Source organism: Pseudomonas lurida (assembly GCF_013522705.1).
Taxonomy (GTDB): Bacteria; Pseudomonadota; Gammaproteobacteria; order Pseudomonadales; family Pseudomonadaceae; genus Aquipseudomonas; species Aquipseudomonas quebecensis.
Window position 1 is genome coordinate 38550 of record NZ_JAAMRE010000009.1, and the last position, 20550, is coordinate 59099.

General features: G+C 59.7%; 20 protein-coding genes, 1 tRNA gene and 1 pseudogene. 11 read left to right on the forward strand and 11 right to left on the reverse strand.

Features of this window, described 5'->3' with window-relative positions; all coding sequences use genetic code 11:
- Nucleotides 1–57: 57 nt before the first annotated feature.
- Nucleotides 58–840: a serine O-acetyltransferase gene (cysE, locus tag G7025_RS10145; protein ID WP_181078672.1), complete on the reverse strand. Its 783-nt coding sequence runs from the start codon at nucleotides 838–840 to the stop codon at nucleotides 58–60.
- Between the two features lie 2 nt (nucleotides 841–842).
- A complete protein-coding gene (gene trmJ, locus G7025_RS10150) occupies nucleotides 843–1613 on the reverse strand; it encodes a tRNA (cytosine(32)/uridine(32)-2'-O)-methyltransferase TrmJ (protein WP_181078673.1) in 771 nt (256 codons plus the stop codon).
- Between the two features lie 145 nt (nucleotides 1614–1758).
- Between trmJ and suhB the strand changes: the two genes are divergently transcribed.
- Nucleotides 1759–2574 carry a type III secretion system regulator SuhB gene (suhB, locus tag G7025_RS10155; RefSeq protein WP_003175971.1) on the forward strand — a complete coding sequence of 272 codons (816 nt, stop codon included), beginning with the start codon at nucleotides 1759–1761 and terminating at the stop codon, nucleotides 2572–2574.
- Nucleotides 2575–2734: 160 nt separating this feature from the next.
- Here the strand turns inward: suhB and G7025_RS10160 are convergent, their stop codons facing one another.
- The 6 genes from G7025_RS10160 to queA all read right to left on the reverse strand — a co-directional run bounded on the left by G7025_RS10160 (nucleotide 2735) and on the right by queA (nucleotide 8808).
- Complete coding sequence (locus tag G7025_RS10160) at nucleotides 2735–3277, reverse strand: glycine zipper 2TM domain-containing protein (RefSeq protein WP_034100446.1); 543 nt, start codon at nucleotides 3275–3277, stop codon at nucleotides 2735–2737.
- 123 nt (nucleotides 3278–3400) lie between these two features.
- Nucleotides 3401–4315 (reverse strand): protein translocase subunit SecF, encoded by a 915-nt coding sequence (gene secF, locus G7025_RS10165; protein WP_181078675.1) that lies wholly within the window; start codon nucleotides 4313–4315, stop codon nucleotides 3401–3403.
- 9 nt (nucleotides 4316–4324) lie between these two features.
- The gene (gene secD, locus G7025_RS10170) at nucleotides 4325–6193 is read right to left on the reverse strand and encodes a protein translocase subunit SecD (protein WP_181078677.1); all 1869 of its coding nucleotides are present in this window, start codon (nucleotides 6191–6193) and stop codon (nucleotides 4325–4327) included.
- 62 nt (nucleotides 6194–6255) lie between these two features.
- Nucleotides 6256–6594, reverse strand: coding sequence for a preprotein translocase subunit YajC (yajC, locus tag G7025_RS10175; RefSeq protein WP_003175975.1), 339 nt, complete (start codon nucleotides 6592–6594; stop codon nucleotides 6256–6258).
- 43 nt (nucleotides 6595–6637) lie between these two features.
- The gene (gene tgt, locus G7025_RS10180; RefSeq protein ID WP_181078864.1) at nucleotides 6638–7753 is read right to left on the reverse strand and encodes a tRNA guanosine(34) transglycosylase Tgt; all 1116 of its coding nucleotides are present in this window, start codon (nucleotides 7751–7753) and stop codon (nucleotides 6638–6640) included.
- 5 nt (nucleotides 7754–7758) lie between these two features.
- Nucleotides 7759–8808, reverse strand: coding sequence for a tRNA preQ1(34) S-adenosylmethionine ribosyltransferase-isomerase QueA (queA, locus tag G7025_RS10185; protein WP_181078679.1), 1050 nt, complete (start codon nucleotides 8806–8808; stop codon nucleotides 7759–7761).
- A gap of 108 nt (nucleotides 8809–8916) precedes the next feature.
- On the opposite strand from queA, the gene G7025_RS10190 reads away from it, so the two are divergent.
- The 4 genes from G7025_RS10190 to G7025_RS10205 all read left to right on the forward strand — a co-directional run bounded on the left by G7025_RS10190 (nucleotide 8917) and on the right by G7025_RS10205 (nucleotide 12849).
- Nucleotides 8917–9001 (forward strand) — tRNA-Leu (locus tag G7025_RS10190).
- A 398-nt stretch (nucleotides 9002–9399) separates the two neighbouring features.
- Nucleotides 9400–10527, forward strand: coding sequence for an AAA family ATPase (locus tag G7025_RS10195; RefSeq protein WP_181078681.1), 1128 nt, complete (start codon nucleotides 9400–9402; stop codon nucleotides 10525–10527).
- Complete coding sequence (locus G7025_RS10200; RefSeq protein ID WP_181078683.1) at nucleotides 10524–11204, forward strand: DUF4276 family protein; 681 nt, start codon at nucleotides 10524–10526, stop codon at nucleotides 11202–11204. The genes G7025_RS10195 and G7025_RS10200 overlap by 4 nt, the downstream gene beginning before the upstream one ends.
- Before the next feature lie 61 nt (nucleotides 11205–11265).
- Entirely contained in the window at nucleotides 11266–12849 is a 1584-nt protein-coding gene (locus G7025_RS10205) for a J domain-containing protein (RefSeq protein ID WP_181078685.1), read from the forward strand.
- 260 nt (nucleotides 12850–13109) lie between these two features.
- Here G7025_RS10205 and G7025_RS10210 read toward each other — a convergent pair whose 3' ends face one another.
- Both G7025_RS10210 and G7025_RS10215 read right to left on the reverse strand, forming a co-directional pair.
- Nucleotides 13110–13394, reverse strand: a complete 285-nt coding sequence (locus G7025_RS10210) for a hypothetical protein (RefSeq protein WP_181078687.1) — start codon at nucleotides 13392–13394, stop codon at nucleotides 13110–13112.
- Nucleotides 13395–13436: 42 nt separating this feature from the next.
- A complete protein-coding gene (locus tag G7025_RS10215) occupies nucleotides 13437–14333 on the reverse strand; it encodes a hypothetical protein (RefSeq protein ID WP_181078688.1) in 897 nt (298 codons plus the stop codon).
- A 210-nt stretch (nucleotides 14334–14543) separates the two neighbouring features.
- Here G7025_RS10215 and G7025_RS10220 point away from each other — a divergent pair, with 210 nt between their 5' ends.
- Nucleotides 14544–14873 carry a hypothetical protein gene (locus G7025_RS10220; RefSeq protein WP_181078690.1) on the forward strand — a complete coding sequence of 110 codons (330 nt, stop codon included), beginning with the start codon at nucleotides 14544–14546 and terminating at the stop codon, nucleotides 14871–14873.
- Between the two features lie 215 nt (nucleotides 14874–15088).
- Here the strand turns inward: G7025_RS10220 and G7025_RS10225 are convergent, their stop codons facing one another.
- Entirely contained in the window at nucleotides 15089–15463 is a 375-nt protein-coding gene (locus G7025_RS10225; protein ID WP_181078692.1) for a c-type cytochrome, read from the reverse strand.
- A 210-nt stretch (nucleotides 15464–15673) separates the two neighbouring features.
- Between G7025_RS10225 and G7025_RS10230 the strand changes: the two genes are divergently transcribed.
- The 5 genes and pseudogenes from G7025_RS10230 to G7025_RS10250 all read left to right on the forward strand — a co-directional run.
- Entirely contained in the window at nucleotides 15674–16054 is a 381-nt protein-coding gene (locus G7025_RS10230; protein WP_181078694.1) for a response regulator, read from the forward strand.
- A gap of 195 nt (nucleotides 16055–16249) precedes the next feature.
- Entirely contained in the window at nucleotides 16250–16864 is a 615-nt protein-coding gene (locus tag G7025_RS10235; protein ID WP_181078696.1) for a biliverdin-producing heme oxygenase, read from the forward strand.
- A complete protein-coding gene (locus G7025_RS10240; RefSeq protein ID WP_181078698.1) occupies nucleotides 16861–19104 on the forward strand; it encodes an ATP-binding protein in 2244 nt (747 codons plus the stop codon). Before G7025_RS10235 ends, G7025_RS10240 begins: the two co-directional genes overlap by 4 nt.
- Before the next feature lie 138 nt (nucleotides 19105–19242).
- The gene (locus tag G7025_RS10245; protein ID WP_181078699.1) at nucleotides 19243–19446 is read left to right on the forward strand and encodes a hypothetical protein; all 204 of its coding nucleotides are present in this window, start codon (nucleotides 19243–19245) and stop codon (nucleotides 19444–19446) included.
- Between the two features lie 111 nt (nucleotides 19447–19557).
- Nucleotides 19558–20505 (forward strand): annotated as a pseudogene (locus G7025_RS10250) (alkaline phosphatase family protein); the annotation flags it as partial.
- Between the last annotated feature and the right edge of the window lie 45 nt (nucleotides 20506–20550).

The window sequence follows — 20550 nt, forward strand, 5'->3', positions numbered from 1 at the left end:
TCAAATGTGGGAGGGGCATGCCCCCTCCCACATTGAACTTGCCGCGAATGTAAGATCTCAGCCAGCCTTGGTGGCAGGCTCACTCTTGATCTCGGCGAAGTCTTCTTCGCGCAGTTCAGGCAGCTCTTTCGCACAGTAGCTGCTGCCCAGCTCCTTCAGCGCACCGCACATACCGTCCAGCTTGCCGTCCACCGCTTGCAGGTGGTCGAGCAACTGGCCGATGGCGCGCGCCACTGGGTCGGGCATGTCTTCGCTGACACCGTAGGCGTCGAAGCCGATTTTCTCGGCCATGGCCTTACGCTTGGCCTCCTGCTCGTCGCCGACTTCCGGCTTGACGATGATGCGCCCCGGGATACCGACCACTGTGGCACCCGGCGGCACCGCTTTAGTCACCACCGCATTGGAACCCACTTTAGCCCCCGCGCCGACGGTAAACGGGCCAAGCACCTTGGCGCCCGCCCCAACTACCACGCCATCGCCCAGCGTGGGGTGGCGCTTGCCCTTGTTCCAGCTGGTACCCCCCAGAGTGACGCCCTGGTAAAGAGTCACGTCATCGCCGATCTCGGCGGTTTCACCGATGACAATGCCCATGCCGTGATCAATAAAGAAGCGGCGCCCCACCTTGGCTCCAGGATGAATCTCGATCCCGGTGAGCCAGCGACCGAAATTCGATACCAGCCGCGCCAGCCATTTCCAGCCCATATTCCACAAGGCACCGGACAGGCGATGGATCCAGATCGCGTGCATGCCCGGGTAGCAGGTCAGTACTTCAAAGGCGTTGCGCGCCGCCGGATCACGGTGGAAAACACTCTGGATATCTTCTCGCAGACGCTCGAACATTTTTAATCCTTCCGCTTAAGGAGCTCGCCACGGGCCGCTTTCTGGGTTTCCGTGAGGATGCCACGCAATATATTCATTTCCGCTCGACTGATCGAGCTGCGCCCGTACAGGCGACGCAGGCGGGCCATCAAGTGCCGCGGCTTTTCAGGATCGAGGAATTCGATGGTGACCAGGGTGTGCTCCAGGTGCTCATAGAACCGCTCCAGCTCATCCATGGTGGCCAGCTCGCCACTTTTGGTGGACGCCACTTCATCCTTCTCGACCTTGCTCGGCTGACCCTCAGCGGCCAGCCAGGCCATGCGCACTTCGTAACTCAACACCTGCACCGCCGCCCCGAGGTTCAGCGAACTGAATTCAGGGTCTGATGGAATGTGCACATGGAAGTGACATCGCTGCAGCTCCTCATTGGTCAGGCCGGAGTCTTCACGGCCGAACACCAAAGCGATTTCGGCGCCACCGGCCGCTTCTTCCACCACCTTGGTACCGCACTCGCGCGGGTCCAGCAGCGGCCAGGGGATGCGGCGGTCGCGCGCACTGGTGCCGAGCACCAGGTTGCAGCCAACCAAGGCGTCTTCCAGGGTGGCGACCATCTGGGCCTTTTCAAGGATGTCATTGGCGCCGGAGGCGCGCGCATCGGCCTCGTGGTGCGGGAACACACGCGGCTCGACCAGCACCAGGCGCGTCAGCCCCATGTTCTTCATGGCTCGCGCCACCCCACCGATGTTGCCGGGATGACTGGTATTGACCAAGACGACACGAATGTTTTGCAGCAAGGGAGGCGCTCTCGGACACAGGAAAGGGGAGCAAATCTTACAGAACAGCCTAAGGTTATGCCATGAAAGCGAACGTCGTCCTTCACCTGAACAAAGTTTCTGCTAGAATGCCCGGCTTTCTTTAACAACCTTAGGTGACACATCCATGCAGCCCATGCTGAATATCGCGCTGCGCGCCGCCCGCAGCGCCAGTGAATTGATCTTCCGCTCCATCGAGCGCCTGGATACCATCAAGGTCGACGAAAAAGACGCCAAGGATTATGTATCCGAGGTGGATCGCGCCGCCGAACAGAAAATCATTGACGCACTGCGCAAGGCCTACCCTACCCACGGCATCCTCGGCGAAGAAACCGGTTTGCACAAAGGCAGCGGCGAAGGCGAAGACTATCTGTGGATCATCGACCCACTGGATGGCACCACCAACTTCCTGCGTGGCATCCCGCACTTTGCCGTGAGCATTGCCTGCAAATACCGTGGTCGCCTTGAGCACGCGGTGGTACTCGACCCGGTTCGCCAGGAAGAATTCACCGCCAGCCGTGGCCGTGGCGCTCAACTGAACGGTCGTCGTCTGCGCGTCAGCGGTCGCACCAGCCTGGACGGCGCTCTTCTGGGCACTGGCTTCCCATTCCGCGACGACCAGATGGATAACCTGGAAAACTACCTGGGCATGTTCCGCGCCCTGGTTGGCCAGACCGCCGGCATCCGTCGCGCCGGCGCGGCAAGCCTGGACCTGGCCTACGTGGCTGCCGGTCGTTTTGATGCGTTCTGGGAGTCGGGCCTGTCCGAGTGGGACATGGCTGCAGGCGCCCTGTTGATTCAGGAAGCCGGCGGCCTGGTGAGCGACTTCACCGGCGGTCACGATTTCCTGGAAAAAGGCCACGTGGTTGCCGGGAACACCAAATGCTTCAAGGCAGTACTGACGGCGATCCAGCCGCACCTGCCGGCGTCGCTGAAACGCTAAGCGAACGAGCACAAAAAAAGCACCCTTCGGGGTGCTTTTTTATGCCTGGGATTTGGTGCGAGACTGAATACCAGCAGCGCCACAAATCAAATGCGGGAGAGCGCAAGCCCCTCCCACATTCTGAAAGCACAGACCTTTTGAATCTGCGCCCGGGCCAGTATTACTGCTGGTTTTGACCGAGCACGAGACGCCCTTCCTTGTCGACTGGAATCTGGCCGCCTGGATCACGATCCATACGCACCGAACCTTCCTTGCCATCCAAGGTGTACCGCACGTCATAGCCTACGACCTTATCGCTGATGTCGTTGACGGTGTTACAGCGGGTTTGCGTGGTGGTGTAGGTATCGCGGTTCTGCATACCTTCCTGCACCTTGTTGCCGGCGTAACCGCCACCGACCGCGCCGGCCACGGTGGCCAGTTTCTTACCGTTGCCGCCGCCGATCTGGTTACCCAACAGGCCGCCTGCGAGGGCGCCTACGACGGTACCGGCGATTTGATGCTGATCCTGCACCGGACGCTGCCGGGTCACGGTGACGTCCTTGCAGACCTCACGCGGGGTTTTGATCTGGGTCTTGACCGGCTGCACCGCCAGTACTTGCGCATACTCAGGGCCGCTTTTTACCAGGCTGTAGGTGGCGACAGCACCCCCGGCAGTCACACCGACAGCACCCAATACCGCACCAACCAGTAACGACTTGTTCACGTTGAACCTCCTGACCATCACAAACGGACCGAAAGGTCCGCGCTATACCCAGCCTTGGAGCAAAAAAAAAGGCGCGAGTTCAATACTCGCGCCTTCTTTGTAACAGCGATCAACAAGCGCCCATCAAGGACGGTCGTCGACCTCCTTGCCTGTGGTGGTCGGAGGGATCAGGTCTTCGCTGTTGAGGTTCAGCCAGATCAGCACCACGTTGGCGATGTAGATCGATGAGTAGGTGCCCGCCAGAACGCCGATGAACAGCGCCAGGGAAAAGCCCCACAGGTTGTCGCCACCGAAGATCATCAACGCCGCGATCGCCAGCAAGGTGGAGATCGACGTAGCCATGGTCCGCAACAGGGTCTGGGTGGTGGAGATGTTGATGTTCTCGATCAACGACGCCTTGCGCAGTACGCGGAAGTTCTCGCGAACCCGGTCGAATACCACGATGGTGTCGTTAAGGGAGTAACCGATGATTGCCAGCACCGCCGCCAGCACGGTCAGGTCGAAGGTAATCTGGAAATAGGCCAGGATACCCACGGTCACGATCACGTCGTGGATCAGCGACACGATGGCGCCGACACCGAACTTCCACTGAAAGCGGAACGCCAGGTAGATCATGATGCCGACCAGCGCCATCAGCATGCCGAGGCCGCCCTGGTCGCGCAGCTCTTCACCGACCTGCGGCCCCACGAACTCGACGCGCTTGACCGATGCTGGGTTATCGCCACCGACCTTCTGCAAGGCCTCGGCGACCTGATGACCCAGTTGCGGGTCTTCGCCAGGCATGCGCACCAGCAGGTCGGTGGTGGCACCGAAGTTCTGCACGATGGCTTCGTGATAACCGGCCTTGACCAGCTCGTTGCGCACCAGGGTAACGTCGGCCGGCTTCTCGTAGGTCAGCTCGATGAGCGTACCGCCGGTGAAGTCCAGCCCGTAGTTCAGCCCCTTATGGAACCAGCTGAACAATGCCAGAACGGTAAGGAGCACTGTGGCGCCGAACGCAATGTTGCGAACGCCCATGAAGTTGATTGTACGTAACATGGCAGCCCCTTAAATCCACAACTTCTTGAAGTCACGCCCGCCAAAGATCAGGTTGACCATTGCGCGGGTCACCATGATGGCCGTGAACATCGAGGTAAAGATACCCAGGGACATGGTCACCGCAAAACCTTTGACCGGGCCGGTGCCCATGGCAAAGAGAATCCCGCCGACCAGCAAGGTGGTCAGGTTGGAGTCGAGAATCGCGGTAAATGCCCGGCCGAAGCCTTCGTTGATTGCGCGCTGCACGGTCATGCCGGCGGCGATCTCTTCACGAATACGCGAGAAGATCAGCACGTTGGCGTCCACCGCCATACCCATGGTGAGTACGATACCGGCGATACCTGGCAGGGTCAGCGTAGCCCCCAGCAGCGACATCAGCGCCAGCAGCATCACCATGTTGCCCGCCAGGGCCACGGTGGCAATGATGCCGAAGAAGCGGTAGATGGCGATGATGAACAGCGACACGAACAGCATGCCCCACAAGGCCGCGTCGATACCCTTGGTGATGTTGTCCGCACCCAGGCTCGGGCCGATGGTACGTTCTTCGGCGAAGTACATCGGCGCCGCCAGGCCACCGGCGCGCAGCAGCAGCGCCAGCTCGGACGATTCGCCCTGGCCGTTCAGGCCAGTGATGCGGAACTGAGCACCCAGCGGCGACTGGATGGTCGCCAGGCTGATGATCTTCTTCTCTTCTTTGAACGACTGCACCGGCACGTCTTTCTCGACGCCGTTGACCATTTGCTTGGTGTAGGTGGTGATCGGACGTTGCTCGATGAAGATCACCGCCATGCTGCGGCCGACGTTGCTGCGCGTGGCGCGGCTCATCAGTTCGCCGCCGTGGCCATCCAGGCGGATGTTCACTTCAGGAGTACCGTGCTCGCCGAAACCGGCCTTGGCATCAGTCACCTGGTCACCGGTGATGATCAAGCCACGCTCGATCAGCGCTGGAGGACGGTTGCCCTCGCGGAACTCGAACTCTTCGGAAGTGGCGCGCGAAGCACCCGGCTCGGCGGCCAGGCGGAATTCCAGGTTGGCGGTCTTGCCCAGGATACGCTTGGCTTCAGCGGTGTCCTGCACGCCCGGCAGCTCAACCACGATACGGTTGGCGCCCTGGCGCTGCACGATCGGCTCGGCCACACCCAGCTCGTTGACGCGGTTACGCACCGTGGTCAGGTTCTGCTTGATGGAGTATTCGCGGATTTCCGCGATCTTGGCCGGGCTCATCGCCAGACGCAGTACAGCCTGGCCATTCAGGTCAGCCGGTACGATGTCGAAATCGTTGAAGTTCTTGCGGATCAGTGCACGGGCCTGTTCGCGGGAAGCCTCGTCGGAGAAGCCCAGCTGGATGGCACCGTTGAGCTGCGGCAGGCTGCGATAACGCAGCTTCTCTTTGCGCAGCAGGCTCTTCACGTCGCCTTCGTAGACCTTCAGGCGCGCGTCGAGGGCTTTGTCCATGTCGACTTCCAGCAGGAAGTGCACACCACCGGACAAGTCCAGGCCCAGCTTCATCGGGTGCGCGCCAATGCTGCGCAACCATTGCGGGGTGGTCTGTGCCAGGTTGAGCGCGACTACATAATCGTCACCCATGGCCTTGCGCACGACATCCTTGGCCGGCAATTGGTCTTCCTGCTTGGTCAGGCGCAGCAAGCCGCCCTTCGCACCAGCCGCCAATGTTGCCGCCTTGACCTGGATACCCGCGTCGGTGAGCGCCTTGCTCGCACGGTCCAGATCAGCCTGATTGACCTGCAGCGAAGTGCTGGCGCCAGTGATCTGGATCGCCGGGTCATCAGGGTAGAGATTGGGAGCGGAATAAATAAAACCGATCGCCAGCACCGCCAGGATCAGTACGTATTTCCACAGAGGGTATTTGTTCAGCATCACGCCGCCCGCTTATAACGCGGGGCGCCTTGCGCGCCCCGTCGATTGGTAAAGGTTGTTACTTAGATCGCTTTGAGCGTGCCTTTAGGCAGCGTGGCGGCGATGGCGCCCTTCTGGAACTTCATTTCCACGGTATCGGAGACTTCCAGTACCACGAAAGCATCGGACACTTTGGTGATCTTGCCGGCGATACCGCCGGTGGTCACGACTTCGTCGCCTTTCTGCAGGCTGCCCAGCAGGTTCTTCTGCTCTTTGGCGCGCTTGGCCTGTGGACGCCAGATCATCAGGTAGAAGATGACCAGAAAGCCGACCAGGAAAATCCACTCGAAACCACCGCCCATAGGGCCCGCGGCGGCAGGCGCAGCGGCGTCGGCCATGGCGTTAGAGATAAAAAAGCTCATTTAGCACTCCAGTTGCAAATAGTGAATCTTAGGGTCGGGAAACTCAGTCCAAGGGCGGCACAGGGAGCCCGCGCTTGGCATAGAAGGCATCGACGAAGGCGGCCAATGTACCCTGTTGAATAGCCTCGCGCAAACCAGCCATCAGGACTTGGTAATGGCGCAAATTGTGGATGGTATTCAACATGCTACCCAGCATTTCCCCGCACTTGTCCAGATGGTGCAGATAAGCACGGGAGAAGTTCTGGCAGGTGTAGCAGTCACAGGTGGGATCCAGCGGCGAATCATCATGGCGATGGAACGCGTTACGGATCTTCAGCACGCCTGTATCGATGAACAGATGCCCATTGCGGGCATTACGGGTTGGCATCACGCAATCGAACATGTCCACACCGCGGCGCACACCCTCTACCAGATCCTCCGGTTTGCCAACGCCCATAAGGTAACGAGGTTTGTCAGCCGGCATCAGGCCCGGCAGGTAATCCAGCACCTTGATCATCTCGTGCTTGGGTTCGCCCACCGACAGACCGCCAATGGCCAGGCCGTCGAAGCCGATCTTGTCGAGGCCTTCCAGCGAACGCTTGCGCAGGCTTTCATGCATGCCACCCTGGACGATACCGAACAGCGCCGCAGTATTGTCGCCATGGGCGTTCTTCGAGCGCTGGGCCCAACGCAGCGACAACTCCATGGACACCCGCGCGACATCTTCATCGGCCGGGTACGGAGTGCATTCGTCGAAAATCATCACGATGTCCGACCCCAAATCGCGCTGCACCTGCATCGACTCTTCCGGGCCCATGAACACCTTGGCACCGTCGACCGGAGAGGCGAAGGTCACGCCCTCCTCCTTGATCTTGCGCATGGCGCCCAGGCTGAACACCTGGAAGCCACCGGAGTCGGTGAGGATCGGACCTTGCCACTTCATGAAATCATGCAGGTCGCCATGCTTCTTGATCACTTCCGTGCCCGGGCGCAGCCACAGGTGGAAGGTATTGCCGAGGATGATCTCGGCGCCGGTGGCGACGATGTCGCGCGGCAGCATGCCCTTGACGGTGCCATAGGTGCCGACCGGCATGAACGCCGGGGTCTCCACGGTGCCGCGCGGGAAGGTCAGGCGGCCGCGACGGGCCTTGCCGTCGGTGGCCAGCAATTCAAACGACATACGACTCATAGTTGTTCCTCCGGGCCGCGCGGCGCCGGGTTACGGGTGATGAACATCGCATCACCGTAGCTGAAAAAACGGTACTCATTGGCGATGGCGGCCTGGTAGGCGGCCATGGTCTCGGGGTAACCGGCAAATGCCGACACCAGCATCAACAGCGTGGATTCCGGCAAATGGAAGTTGGTGACCAGGCAATCGACCACATGGAACGGCCGGCCTGGGTAAATGAAGATATCCGTGTCGCCGCTGAACGGCTTGAGCACGCCATCGCGCGCCGCGCTTTCCAGGGAGCGCACGCTGGTGGTGCCGACCGCGACCACCCGCCCGCCGCGCGCTTTGCACGCATTGACTGCGTCCACCACGTCCTGGCTGACCTCCAGCCACTCGCTGTGCATGTGATGGTCTTCGATGTTCTCCACACGCACCGGCTGAAACGTGCCGGCCCCCACGTGCAGGGTGACATAGGCGGTCTCGACGCCCTTGGCGGCGATCGCCTCAAGCAGCGGCTGGTCGAAATGCAGCCCGGCGGTCGGCGCGGCCACCGCACCCAGGCGCTGGGAGTACACGGTCTGGTAGCGCTCGCGGTCGGCGTCGTCATCCGGGCGGTCTATATAAGGAGGCAACGGCATATGGCCGACGCGCTCCAGCAACGGCAAGACCTCCTCGGCGAACTTGAGCTCGAACAAGGCATCATGACGCGCCACCATCTCGGCTTCGCCACCACCATCGATCAAGATGCTCGACCCTGGTTTCGGCGACTTGCTGGAGCGCACATGGGCCAGCACGCGATGGCTGTCCAGCACCCTTTCCACCAGAATTTCCAGCTTGCCGCCGGAGGCTTTCTGGCCGAACAGCCGCGCCGGAATCACCCGGGTATTGTTGAACACCATCAAATCGCCCGGGCTTAAATGCTCAAGCAAATCAGTGAATTGACGGTGTGCGAGGGCACCGCTCGGCCCGTCCAGGGTCAGCAGTCGACTGGCGCGACGCTCGGCCAACGGGTGGCGAGCGATCAGCGAATCAGGGAGCTCAAAAGTAAAGTCAGCAACGCGCATGATGGGGTTCGTCTAGCAGGGCCGGGAAGTCTAGCGGAAATAGTCAAAATTGACCATGAAACGTGATTGACCAACGGTAATCACCTCTCTATACTTCGCCGCCATTGAGCCCTGATGGCGGAATTGGTAGACGCGGCGGATTCAAAATCCGTTTTCGAAAGGAGTGGGAGTTCGAGTCTCCCTCGGGGCACCATCTTAAAAAAAGACCTTGAAATTCAAGGTCTTTTTTTTCGCCTGTCGAAAAGTGCGGGCCGGCCGATTTAATGTTCACCGCCCACTTTCAACCTGAAACACGATGCGCTGTGGGAGCGGGCTTGCCTTAATGCCAGTCAGTTAAGGACTCAGTTGATCCAGCCTACGCAATGACTATCAAAAAAGTGGGAGGGGGCTTGCCCCCGATAGCGATGCGTCAGTAACAGTTGGACTGATTGACCCGATCAGCGCCCTGATATTAGACAGTAACGATTAACGTTAGGATGATCCCATCAAGTGAGAAGCCAGCGTGCGAAATCAATGGCAGAATCCGCCACAGCTATCAACGACAGCGGCTTTGGTCTCAACAAGCGGCGCCGCTAAAGGAATCAAGCAGCAATGAGCACAAAGAACCCGATCAGCCGGCTCACCATCAAAGGCTTCAAGTCCATCAAGAACCTTGAGGACTTGCACCTGGGCAGCCTGAACGTGCTGCTGGGTGCCAACGGTGCGGGTAAGAGCAGCTTCGTTTCTTACTTTCGCATGCTCAGCGAAATGATGGAGTTGCGCCTTAAAAAGTGGACGACCCAACAAGGGTCGGCAGACCGAGTTGTCAGCTTCGGCGTCAAGGAAACCCAGCAGATCAGTTCTTATGTCCATTTTGGCTTGAACGGCTATGAGTTCGAGCTGGAACCGACCGTGGAAGGTGACTTTGTTTTTTCCAATGAACGACTCTTTTTTGACGGCCCCATGTATGGATCAGAGTGGATTACGCTGGGCTCCGGGCATCAGGAGACCAAGCTCAAAAAAGCCTACGACACCAAACAGTTCCAAGCCCCCTACAAAAACAACGTTGTGGCGTACTGCTACGAATCGATTTCCAGTTGGAAGGTTTTCCACTTCCACGACACCAGCGAAACCGCGAGCGTCAAACGCTACGGACCGGCCCATATCGATGACTATCTGCGTCCAGACGCGTCGAACCTGGCGGCCTATCTGCATCGGTTATGCACCGAAACGCCTGAGGTGTATGAACATATCCGCAAAACGATCCAACTGGCGATTCCGTTCTTCGATGATTTTGTGCTGAAGCCTGTGCGGCTGGACAGCCAGGAAGAACTGATCAACCTGCAGTGGCGTCAGAAGGACAGCGACTACACCTTCTGGCCGAGCCAGCTCTCGGACGGGTCGATCCGCTTCATCTGCTTGGTCACCGCCCTGCTTCAACCCGATCCGCCATCGACCATCATCATTGATGAGCCGGAACTCGGCCTGCATCCCTACGCCATCACCTTACTGGGCTCGCTGCTGCGCTCAGCCTCCACGCGAATGCAGGTGATTGTCTCAACGCAGTCGGTACCCCTGGTGAACGAGTTCTCAATCGACGACCTGATCATCGTCGAGCGGGAGAAAGGCGCAACTGTCTTCAAGCGACTCGACGAAAAAGCCTTCGAAACATGGCTGGACGATTATTCGGTGGGCGAGCTGTGGGAGAAAAACATTCTGGGCGGGAGGCCGCGTAAATGATTCGAGTCCACGTGATCTGCGAGGGCCAGACAGAAGAGATGTTCATCAACGAGGTGCTGGCGCACGCCTTCCAGCATTTGGATATTTACCTGATGCCCGCGCTGATCGGAAAACCCGGCCACAAGGGCGGCAACTTTCGTTTCGAGCGTCTGCTCAGTGATGTTGAAAAGCGCCTGTTAGGTGACCGGCAGGCATATTGCACTACGTTTTTTGATTTCTATGGCCTGCCCGAAGAATTCCCTGGCAAAGCGAATGCCGGTGGCAAGAACACCATGGATGAAAAAGCTGATTGCCTGCTGAAAGCTATGACGCAAAGGTTGGCAAACAAACTGGGTGATGAAGCCATGCGCCGATTCATTCCCTATGTGCAAATGTACGAATTCGAGGGCCTCCTATTCAGTTGCCCCACAGGGTTAGCTGTCGGGATCAACCAGCCCGCCCTAGAAGACCGTTTTTTGCACATACGAAATGAGTTTGAAACGCCGGAAGCCATCAACAATAGTCCGATGACCGCGCCGAGCAAAAGACTGCAAAAGCTTTACGCTGGCTACGACAAACCGCTGCACGGTTCACTCGCCGCGATTGAGATCGGCCTGCCGATCATTCGGCAACAATGCGCTCGATTCGATGCCTGGATCAGGCAGATGGAAACGCTGCAGAAAATCACCCAACCATGACCAATCCGACCAACATCCCCCGCTCTACGAACGCATGGACGAAGCCCGGCGGGCACTGAGCATGGATGCCTCCGCCGACTGCTGGAAAACCCTCGACCTTTCGGCCACGGCTGACGAGCGCACCCTCAAACGCCACTACGCCAAGTTACTCAAGCTAACGCGCCCGGATGACGACCCCGTCGCCTTCCAGCGCCTACGCGAAGCTTACGAGCAGGCACTCAACAGCGTACGCGCCAGAGCATCCGCCCCCGTTCAAACCGAGGACATGATGTCGTCGCGGTTTGCCACGCACCTTGCGCCCGGCCCGACGCCCTCCTCCCTGGAACACGCCTTCGCACTGTTATCCGACTTCGACGACTCCCGTGTGGACGACTACTGGTCCCGAGCCCAGGCTCAAGGTTGTGCCGCCGAGTTCGAACAGATGTTGTTCCAGCGTTGTGTCGATGCACCGAGCGGGCATTTGGGGTTGCTGACCTGGGGCGTGGAGCAGCGTCAATGGCTCACCCCGTGGCAGCAGATCAACAGCGGTGGCTTCCCCCATCAGCGGTTGGTGCATGCGCTGACCACAGCGCTGTACGACGCGCTTGAACAACTGATGAAGCCGGGCGAGCAGGCGTTTTTCTATTCGCATCTGGAGCGTGCCAGTCGGCAGGGCTGGTTGCTGGATTTCGAGCATCGCCAGGCATTGCAGGTGCACGTGCTGAACTTGTTCATGAGCCATGAGCGTTGGTCGCCGCAACTCTTCCAGCGCGTGTGCCGGCTGTTCGCCTGGGACGCTGAAGGCGCGTCCGTCCCTATCGACACGGCGCAGTGGCGAGCCTTGGTCAGGCGCTGCGAGCAACAGGATTGGTTGCACCAGCTGCAGACCCTGGCGCAGCAACGTGAGCTACACCCCAGCGCCGCGGCCAACGCGGCGGCGTTGTTTCTGATGTCGGCGCAGCCTGCACGGCAAGCGCAGCTGGCGGCGACCTTCGGCGAGGCCGATTGGTTGGCGTGTGAGCAGTTGTCAACGGCATTCTCCACGCACTTTGCCGATCTGCTGGGGCTGTTTCCCAATCACAATTCATGGTTCTGGCAAGAACTTGTCGGCCATCGCCCGTTGCGCCATGGCGTCAAACGCGCGGCCTGTGTTTTGGCAATCTGCCTGGCGCTCAGCCAACTTTCCAGCGAGTCCAGCCTGGTTCCCCTGCTGCTGATGCTGCCGCTGTATGCGCTCGGCGGTTACGTGATGGCGCAGGTCGGCAAATGGCTGCTCACCTACTGGGCGGCCATTGCGCAAAGCCTGCACGACGTCGACCAACGCCTCAGCCGCTGGTGTGTGCGCCACAACCTGACCTCGGACCGTCGCGATTTGCTGATTCGTAACAGCGGTCCGTTACTGGGGCTTGGCTTTGTGATTTGGCAATGGCTCGGGTGGCTCGGACTGGGCACTTATGCGATCACCGGGCTGATTGGCGTGTTGCAGCCGGAAAGTGCTGTGCCCGCCGAACGCGAATACCGCTGGCGCAGGCCGCTGCAGGCGATTTATCGGATCGCCGGCCTGAGTAGGTTGCAATGGCTGTTCTGCGTGATGATGATCGGTGTCATCGTCTACCTGCGGCTTGAAAGCCCTGGCACGCTGCTCGCCCTGGGCTTGCGGCCTTAACTCACGACGATCAAACCCTCGAATTCAAAACTTGGTTAGAGCAAGTTGAAGAGTGACGGCAAGCATTTAACGCAGGTTTACTCACTGTAATGATGCTGGCGAATTTCTAGGTAAGGCGGGCCATGCGGCGTTGCTCCACGTCGCAAGCGTGCCGGGCTGGCACTACCGAGCGGCGGGAGCGGACCTGATCGTGACATCACGTATCGCGTGAGCCTCGAACCAGTTGAAACCCGACCGCCCTTACCGAGCGGCCGGTAGCTTTACTTGAACAGCGCAATCACCACGCAGACGACCATTAACACCAGCGCCGGCCACTGCATGGGCAGGAAAAAGAAGTGGTGGCGCACGCCATCTTCATGAACCTCCCGATTCAGCACAAAACCCAGCACGGCGTTGATGGCCGAGCCGATCCCCGCGCCCACCAACAGTTGCATCAAGGAGGTGTTGCCGGGCTTGACGCTGGGGTCGGGCCACAACCACATCAGCAATAAAATCATCGCCACCGGAGTGAACAACGTCAGCCAGCCTGCACCACGATAAATCATCGTTTAATCCCTTTATTCACAATCAATGACCACGCGACTGGCTTACGCCAACTCGCGCGCTTGAGCCTCTTTGGTAAACACTGCGTCGAGCGTATGCAGGAACAGGTCGTAGCTGAGGATGCCGGTGGCGATGGTCGACAGGACCGACTTGCCGTTTTCGTCCTTGACCACCACTTTTTCGGTCCAGGCGTTGAGGTCGACGCTGCGCAGTATCGACATCGGCACCTTGCTCCCCTGGTATTCCAGGCACTGCGCACTCACCAGGATGGGCGCCGTGGTGATCTTGAGGAAATTGCCGCTCATACGCTTGCCCCACACCTGCCCGGAGCTGATGCAATTGAACCTCACTGCCTCGCCCGACTCCAGCGTGCTCAGCACACCCGGCATGCGCGCACGTACGTGCAGCTCGCGCACCATCTGCTGGAATTCCTGGAAGCCCTTGAGGCTTTCAATCACGCGATGGAAGGGCTCGGCGGCCGTGCGGCGGTAGGCCAGGTTAGTGATCAAGCCCGTCATCACCGTTTGCCCGGAGCTGAACAGGTACAGGTCCTGGATCTCTACAAACGGAGTGTATTCGCGCTGGCCTTGGTTGATGCGCGCAATGCCATGCTCGTACACCTCGTAAGAGGTACTGCGCAATTTCTTGTGCCAAGCGTAGAGGCCGAACACGCACAGCCCAAGAATGGCCAGAAGGCCACTGGTGAAGTTGATCACCGATTGCGCGCTGCTGAAGTTCATTGTCATGCCCCGTGACGTCGTAATGCCGACAGGGCCTTCATTGCCCGGCGGCAGGATCGTGCCCAGGTACAGCACGAACGCGGCGAGCGCCAACAGCGCGACGCCGAATATCAGGCTGAAAATCAGAAAACCCTTGCCGTGGCGAAAGCTCGCGATCAGCTCGCCCGTGTCGGACGAAGCAGGAGTGGAGGATGACTGCATGATTATTTGCGTCCCTGTAAGTGAATGAAGTGCGCCGGTTCAACTTCGCACCGGTCCATTTATGGCTGCGCGAGCTTGGCACGGCGGTTTGGAACATGGCTAATTAATATCGTTCCTTGGAGGCCGTGTCACTCAAACGTCTGGGTCCTTTTTTTTCGGCGTCAGAACAGTGATCATCGCGCTCCGCCCGAACACCGAGGAAGCCCCACCATGGAATTGACGCTGGAAGCTGTTGCGCTCTTTGCCCTCAAGCTGGTGCACGAAACCGACGACGGCAGCCCGATAGTGCGCGACGACCCGGTGATGGCTACGTATGAGCGTGAAGTGTTCGGTCTGCTGATGCGCCAGGGTGATCTTCGTGCGATTCAAACTAAGCTGGACGAATGCGTGGCGCAGGCGCTGGTGGCGCTGGGCGGAAAGGAGACGGTGTTGGGACGGGAGTTGGAACGATTGGCCGTCGACACCCGAAAAGCCTCGACACTGGAGGAGCTCGACGCCCCGCTCGACGCACTCAGGCATTACCTCAAAGCGGTCCAGTAACAGCGCTCTTGTGCGAGCGCGCTTGACCGCAGTAAGCACACCTCGTTGATGCTTCCACGAAATGCATCGCTGTATTTGGCGTGCGATGCGCAATGTTGACGTTTTTACTTACTCAGCTCATTGCCACTTATAAAGCAGCCCAAGGACGACGATGAAAAAACCCCTCCTCTACCGCTCCGTCAACACCCGCACCCACGGTGTGACCGCACAAATGCCTACTTGGGCTGAAACGTCTCAAGATACGCCAGGATATTTTCTATCTTCTCCTGATCGCTGATGCCCCAGAAAATCATCCGCGTACCGCTTACCACCTTCTTGGGGTTCTCGATGTACGCCGCGAGTTTTTCGCGGGTCCAGACCACGCCGGAGTTTTTCATCGCGTCGGAGTACTGGTAGTCCTCAGTGGTGCCGGCGGGGCGGCCGATGATGCCATTGAGCTGTGGGCCGAAACCGCCACGCGCGCCTTCGCCGATGCTGTGGCAGCCGCCGCAGGTTTTCGTGAAGAGTCTGCCGCCGGCTTCGGCATCCCCGGCGGCGAAGGCCGGGGCGCTGTTGAGGATCAGGGCGAGGGTCAGAAAGGCGTACTTCATGGGCGACTCCACATCGGCGGTTGCAAGCGATTATGCCTGTTTGTCAGCCATGCACACCCATCCGGATTATCGCTGTGCTGCAATTGCCTCGGCATGAACCCCCAACCTAGACGCCCTGGACGACCACCCATCGCTTGGGACACATCCAATCGAACCTATACCGCTGCGCTCCACTCCACCTAACTGAACCCTGATGGTGGAGTAAGGATCATGGCTCAGCCATCGATTTTAGTATTGGAAGACGACGAAATTATTCGGGCGTTGATGGTGGATGTGCTGGAGGATTTCGGCGCGATTGTGACGTCGTTTCCTTCAGCCGATGAAGGGATGATTTACCTCGAACGCGAGAACGACCCTGTGGACCTGATAGTCAGCGATATTCAAATGCCAGGGTTGCTCAATGGTTATGACTTGAGCCGCGTGGTTGCCCATCGGTGGCCTTCGGTGCGCGTGGTACTGACGTCGGGTAATACAAAAATGGCGGAAGAACTGGGCGGTTCCGTGCGTTTCCTGCCCAAGCCATGGAGCACCGAGCATCTGATCGAATGTGTGCAAACGGCGCTGACCCAGCAGGGTTCGTCGCTGCACTGATAGCGTTGCAATATCACCTAAACCGAACTTACCGGTACGCCTTACGGTCAGTCATGAGGCAGGGAGCGACTCTTCTGATCCGCTGGTCAGGCTTTTCGCCTTGCGCGTACAGTCAATGGCCATGACTTGTGTAGAATCGTCGCCCATTTCCACGCGTCATTCATGGCCGGCAGGCCCACAGTTCGAGCTTATTGCATGCTTTCTCAGGCCCATGACGTTGGTGCGCCCTCCTTGCTTGACGCGTTACGCACAGGCACTGCCCTGCTGCATGTGGCGCTGGAGAAGCGCATGCCGTTTTTTTCCGAGCGCCTCGACGCCGACTGGTATCAGCGCCTGCTGCAGGCCTATCACGGGTTTTACGCGCCGATGGAAGCGGCGCTGTATGCCAGCGCCCGTATTCCTAACGGATTTGATGCCGCCTCGCGTGTGAAAACCCCGACACTGCTTTCTGATCTGCACGCATTGGGCCTGAACGACGCCGCGATCCACGCCCTGCCGTATTGCACCGCGCTGCCTCGCCTGGATACCCCGGCGGCCTGTCTCGGCACGCTCTACGTACTCGAAGGCGCAACCCTGGGTGGCCAGGTGCTGCGCCGGGAAATGGCTCGTCGCCTGGGCATCGACGCCGATAACGGTGGCGCGTTTCTGGATGTGTACGGCGCCGAGACGGGCCGACGCTGGAAAGATTTTCTCGACTATCTGGGCAACCAGGCGCTGGACGCCAAGGCCCGACAGCGCGCGGTTGACGCCGCGCGTTCGACATTCAGCTGCTTCGAGCGATGGCTCGACAGCCAGGAGGTACTGCTATGAAACCCGACGATTTTGAAGAGCTGCTCGCCAACTGCGCTGACGAACCCATTCGTTTCCCAGGGGCGATCCAGCCTCATGGTGTGCTGCTGACCTTGTCTGAGCCGGACCTGAAGATCATCCAGGCCAGCGCCAACGTCGCCACGCTGTTCAACCACGCACCCGAAACGCTGTTGGGCCAGCCGCTTCACAGCCTGCTCGGCGCCGAGCATGCCCAGGCCGTGCAGGCCATGGCTGAACACAACACCTTTGTCGATGCGCCGCCGTTGCACGTCACGCTTAACGGCGCGCAATTCGAAGGCTTGCTGCACCGCCATCAAAACGTGCTGGTCCTGGAATTCGAACCGCGTCTCAAGGATTTCCAGCCACGCGCCCTGAACGGTCGCACCAGTGATTTGGGCAAGATGCTGCGCCGCTTGCAGTCGGCAAAAACCCTGGCGGCGCTGTACGACATCAGCGTGACCGAAATCCAGGCCATGACCGGTTACGACCGCGTACTCATTTATCGCTTCGAAGAAGAAGGTCACGGCCAGGTAATCGCCGAAGCATCCGCCCCATCCATGGAACTGTTCAACGGGCTGTTCTTCCCCGCGTCTGACATCCCCGAGCAGGCCCGCGAGCTGTACCGCACCAACTGGTTGCGCATTATCCCGAACGCCGATTATGAGCCGGTGCCTCTGGTACCCAAGCTGCGCCCGGACACCGGAGAGCCGCTGGACTTGAGCTTCGCCACCCTGCGCAGCGTGTCGCCGATTCACTGCCAATACATGAAGAACATGGGCGTGTTGTCTTCCATGAGCATCTCGCTGATGAAGGGCGACAAGCTGTGGGGGCTGATCAGTTGCGGCAATCGCACGCCGCTGCTGGTGCCGAACGAGCTGCGTACCGCCTGCCAGACCATCGGCCAGGTGCTTTCGTTGCAGATCAGCGCTATGGAAGCCCTGGACCTGAGCCACCAGCGCGAAGAAAAAGTCGAAGCCCTGGCGCGGCTGGACAAGGCGATGAAAGCCTCGGACAACAATGTGTTCGACGGCCTGGCCCAACAGCCGCAAGTGCTGATGGACCTGACTCTGGCGGGCGGCGTGGCGATCATCGAAGACAAACAGCTGCACCGCTACGGCAATTGCCCGGAGCCGGCACAGATCCGTGCCTTGCACAAATGGCTGCAGGCAAGTGGCGAGCCGGTGTTTGCCAGCCATAACCTGGCGGCGGTGTACCCGCCGGCGGCCGAGTTCCAGCAGGTGGCCAGCGGAGTCTTGGCCATGGCCCTGCCCAAGCCGGTGGACAACGGCGTGCTGTGGTTCCGCCCCGAAGTCAAAGAAAACATCAACTGGAGCGGCGACCCGAAAAAACCGCTGGACCTGGAAAACTCCGACGCCGGTATGCGCCTGCGTCCGCGCACGTCTTTTGAGATCTGGAAAGTGGAGATGGCCGGTATCTCGACCAAATGGAGCCATGGCGACCTGTTCGCCGCCAATGACCTGCGTCGCTCAGCGCTTGAGAACGACTTGGCTCGCCAGGTCAAGCGTGAGCAAAAGGCCGTGCGCGCCCGTGATGACCTGGTGGCGGTGGTGTCCCACGACCTGCGTAACCCGATGACGGTCATCTCCATGCTCTGCGGCATGATGCAAAAAGCCTTCAGCTCCGAGGGCCCACACACTTCGCGGCGAATTTCCACGGCCATCGACACCATGCAACAGGCAGCCGGGCGCATGAATGTGCTGCTGGAAGACCTGCTCGACACCTCCAAAATCGAGGCCGGGCGCTATGTGGTCAAGCCGGTGGCGCTGGATGTGAGCCAGATGTTCGAGGAGGCCTACTCCTTGCTTGCGCCGTTGGCCATGGAAAAAGGCATTGACCTGTCGTTCAACGCCGAGCCGGGCCTGCAGATCAATGGCGACCCGGAGCGTTTGTTCCAGGTGCTGTCTAACCTGATCGGCAACGCCATCAAATTCACCCCGCGCCAGGGCAATATCGGCATCAGTGCCATGAGCAACGGCGAGGAAATCGTATTTTCGGTGCGCGACTCCGGCGAAGGCATTGCCCCCGAACAGTTGCCTTATGTGTTCGATCGTTACTGGACACAGACCGAAAACAATCCCACCGGCAGCGGACTGGGGCTGTATATCACCCAGGGCATCGTCCAGGCCCACGGCGGCGAGATCGTGGCTGAAAGCGAAGTGGGGCGTGGCAGCGAGTTCCGGTTTACAGTGCCGAAAGTGATCGGCGATTCGCATACCTGAGCAAGCCAATGCGTGGGTTCAAGGGTGCGCAGTCACACTCTGCCACGAGGCGTTTATATATTTACCGCCTCGTCCCTCTCTAAGTTGGGTCCGGCTTCGCGATCGCGAAGCTCACCCACTGGCAGAAGGAGAGTGACTATGCTCGGCACCATTCATTCCACATTTGGCAACGCTCATTACCCCACCGCGCAGCAAGACGAGGCAGCAGCCCTGCCGCGTAAAAAACGCAGCCTGGATGAGCGCCTATCAACCCTTGTGCCTGAGGCGTGCGACGGCTCCTCACGCACCGCCCGACGCCGCCAGGGCACGCTGGACAGCCTGGGCAAGGGCAACCTGCTCTAAACCGGTGTACGCAGGGCAATATGCGGCCCTGCGTCCCCTCTGCTTTAACAAAACGCTGACATTTCCTGCGCTAACCTTGCCGGTTCAAGCCTGGCTGGAGTGTTTCCCTGGATGCTGCCCCCCGATAACCTGCCCGCCGTGCTCGCCGGCCCTTTACTGCGTCGCCTGGAGCCTCGGCGGCTGGTGCTGTGGCTGGCAGGCAGCCGCATGCTGGACCTGAGCCTGACGCTGCAGTGGGCCGACCAGGTCCTGCACATCCCGCTGGATCAAGGTCAGTGTCAGGTCGTGCCCATAGGGCGCCACGCCTTCGTCCACCTGATCGATGTGCCGCTGGACCAGGCGTTACCCCAGGACGTGGTCATCGACTACGACTTGCTGGTTGACGGCCTCGGCATCGCCCACTGGGCACCGCACCTGGTGTATGGCGAGGCACTATCGCCGAATTTCATCCTGCACAGCCGCCTCCACCAATTGGTGCATGGCTCCTGCCGTAAACCCCACCATCACGCCGACGACGGTTTGCTCTGCGTCGATCGCCTGCTTGCCGATGCGCGCGCACCGGATGAACGCCCGGCCCTGCTCATAATGAGCGGCGACCAGGTGTACGCCGACGACGTGGCCGGGCCAATGCTGCGGGCGATCCATGCCCTGACTGCGCGGCTGGGGTTGTTCGACGAGTATTTGGACGGTGCGGTGGTGGACGACAGCGCCAGCCTCTACGGGCATCGCGCCAGCTACTATCACCGCGCGGACCTGCTGCCGGCACTGGACAGCAACGAGACCCTGCGCGAGCGCTTTTTCGGCGGGGTGAAAAAACCGATTTTCACCAGCAGCAGCGCCGACAACCATCTGGTGACTTTCGCCGAAGTCATGGCCATGTACCTGCTGGTGTGGTCGCCTACGCCCTGGGGCCTGATCGCTTCCCAACCGCCGCAGTTAAGTGCGCACGACCTGGCGCGCTATGCCCGCGAACGCCTGCAGATCGAGCGATTTTGCAATGGCTTGCCTGGGGTTGCGCGGGTCCTCGCGCACTTGTCCACCCTGATGATCTTCGACGACAGTCCGAACGTATATTTGTTTACAGCCTAATCCGAGTACATCACA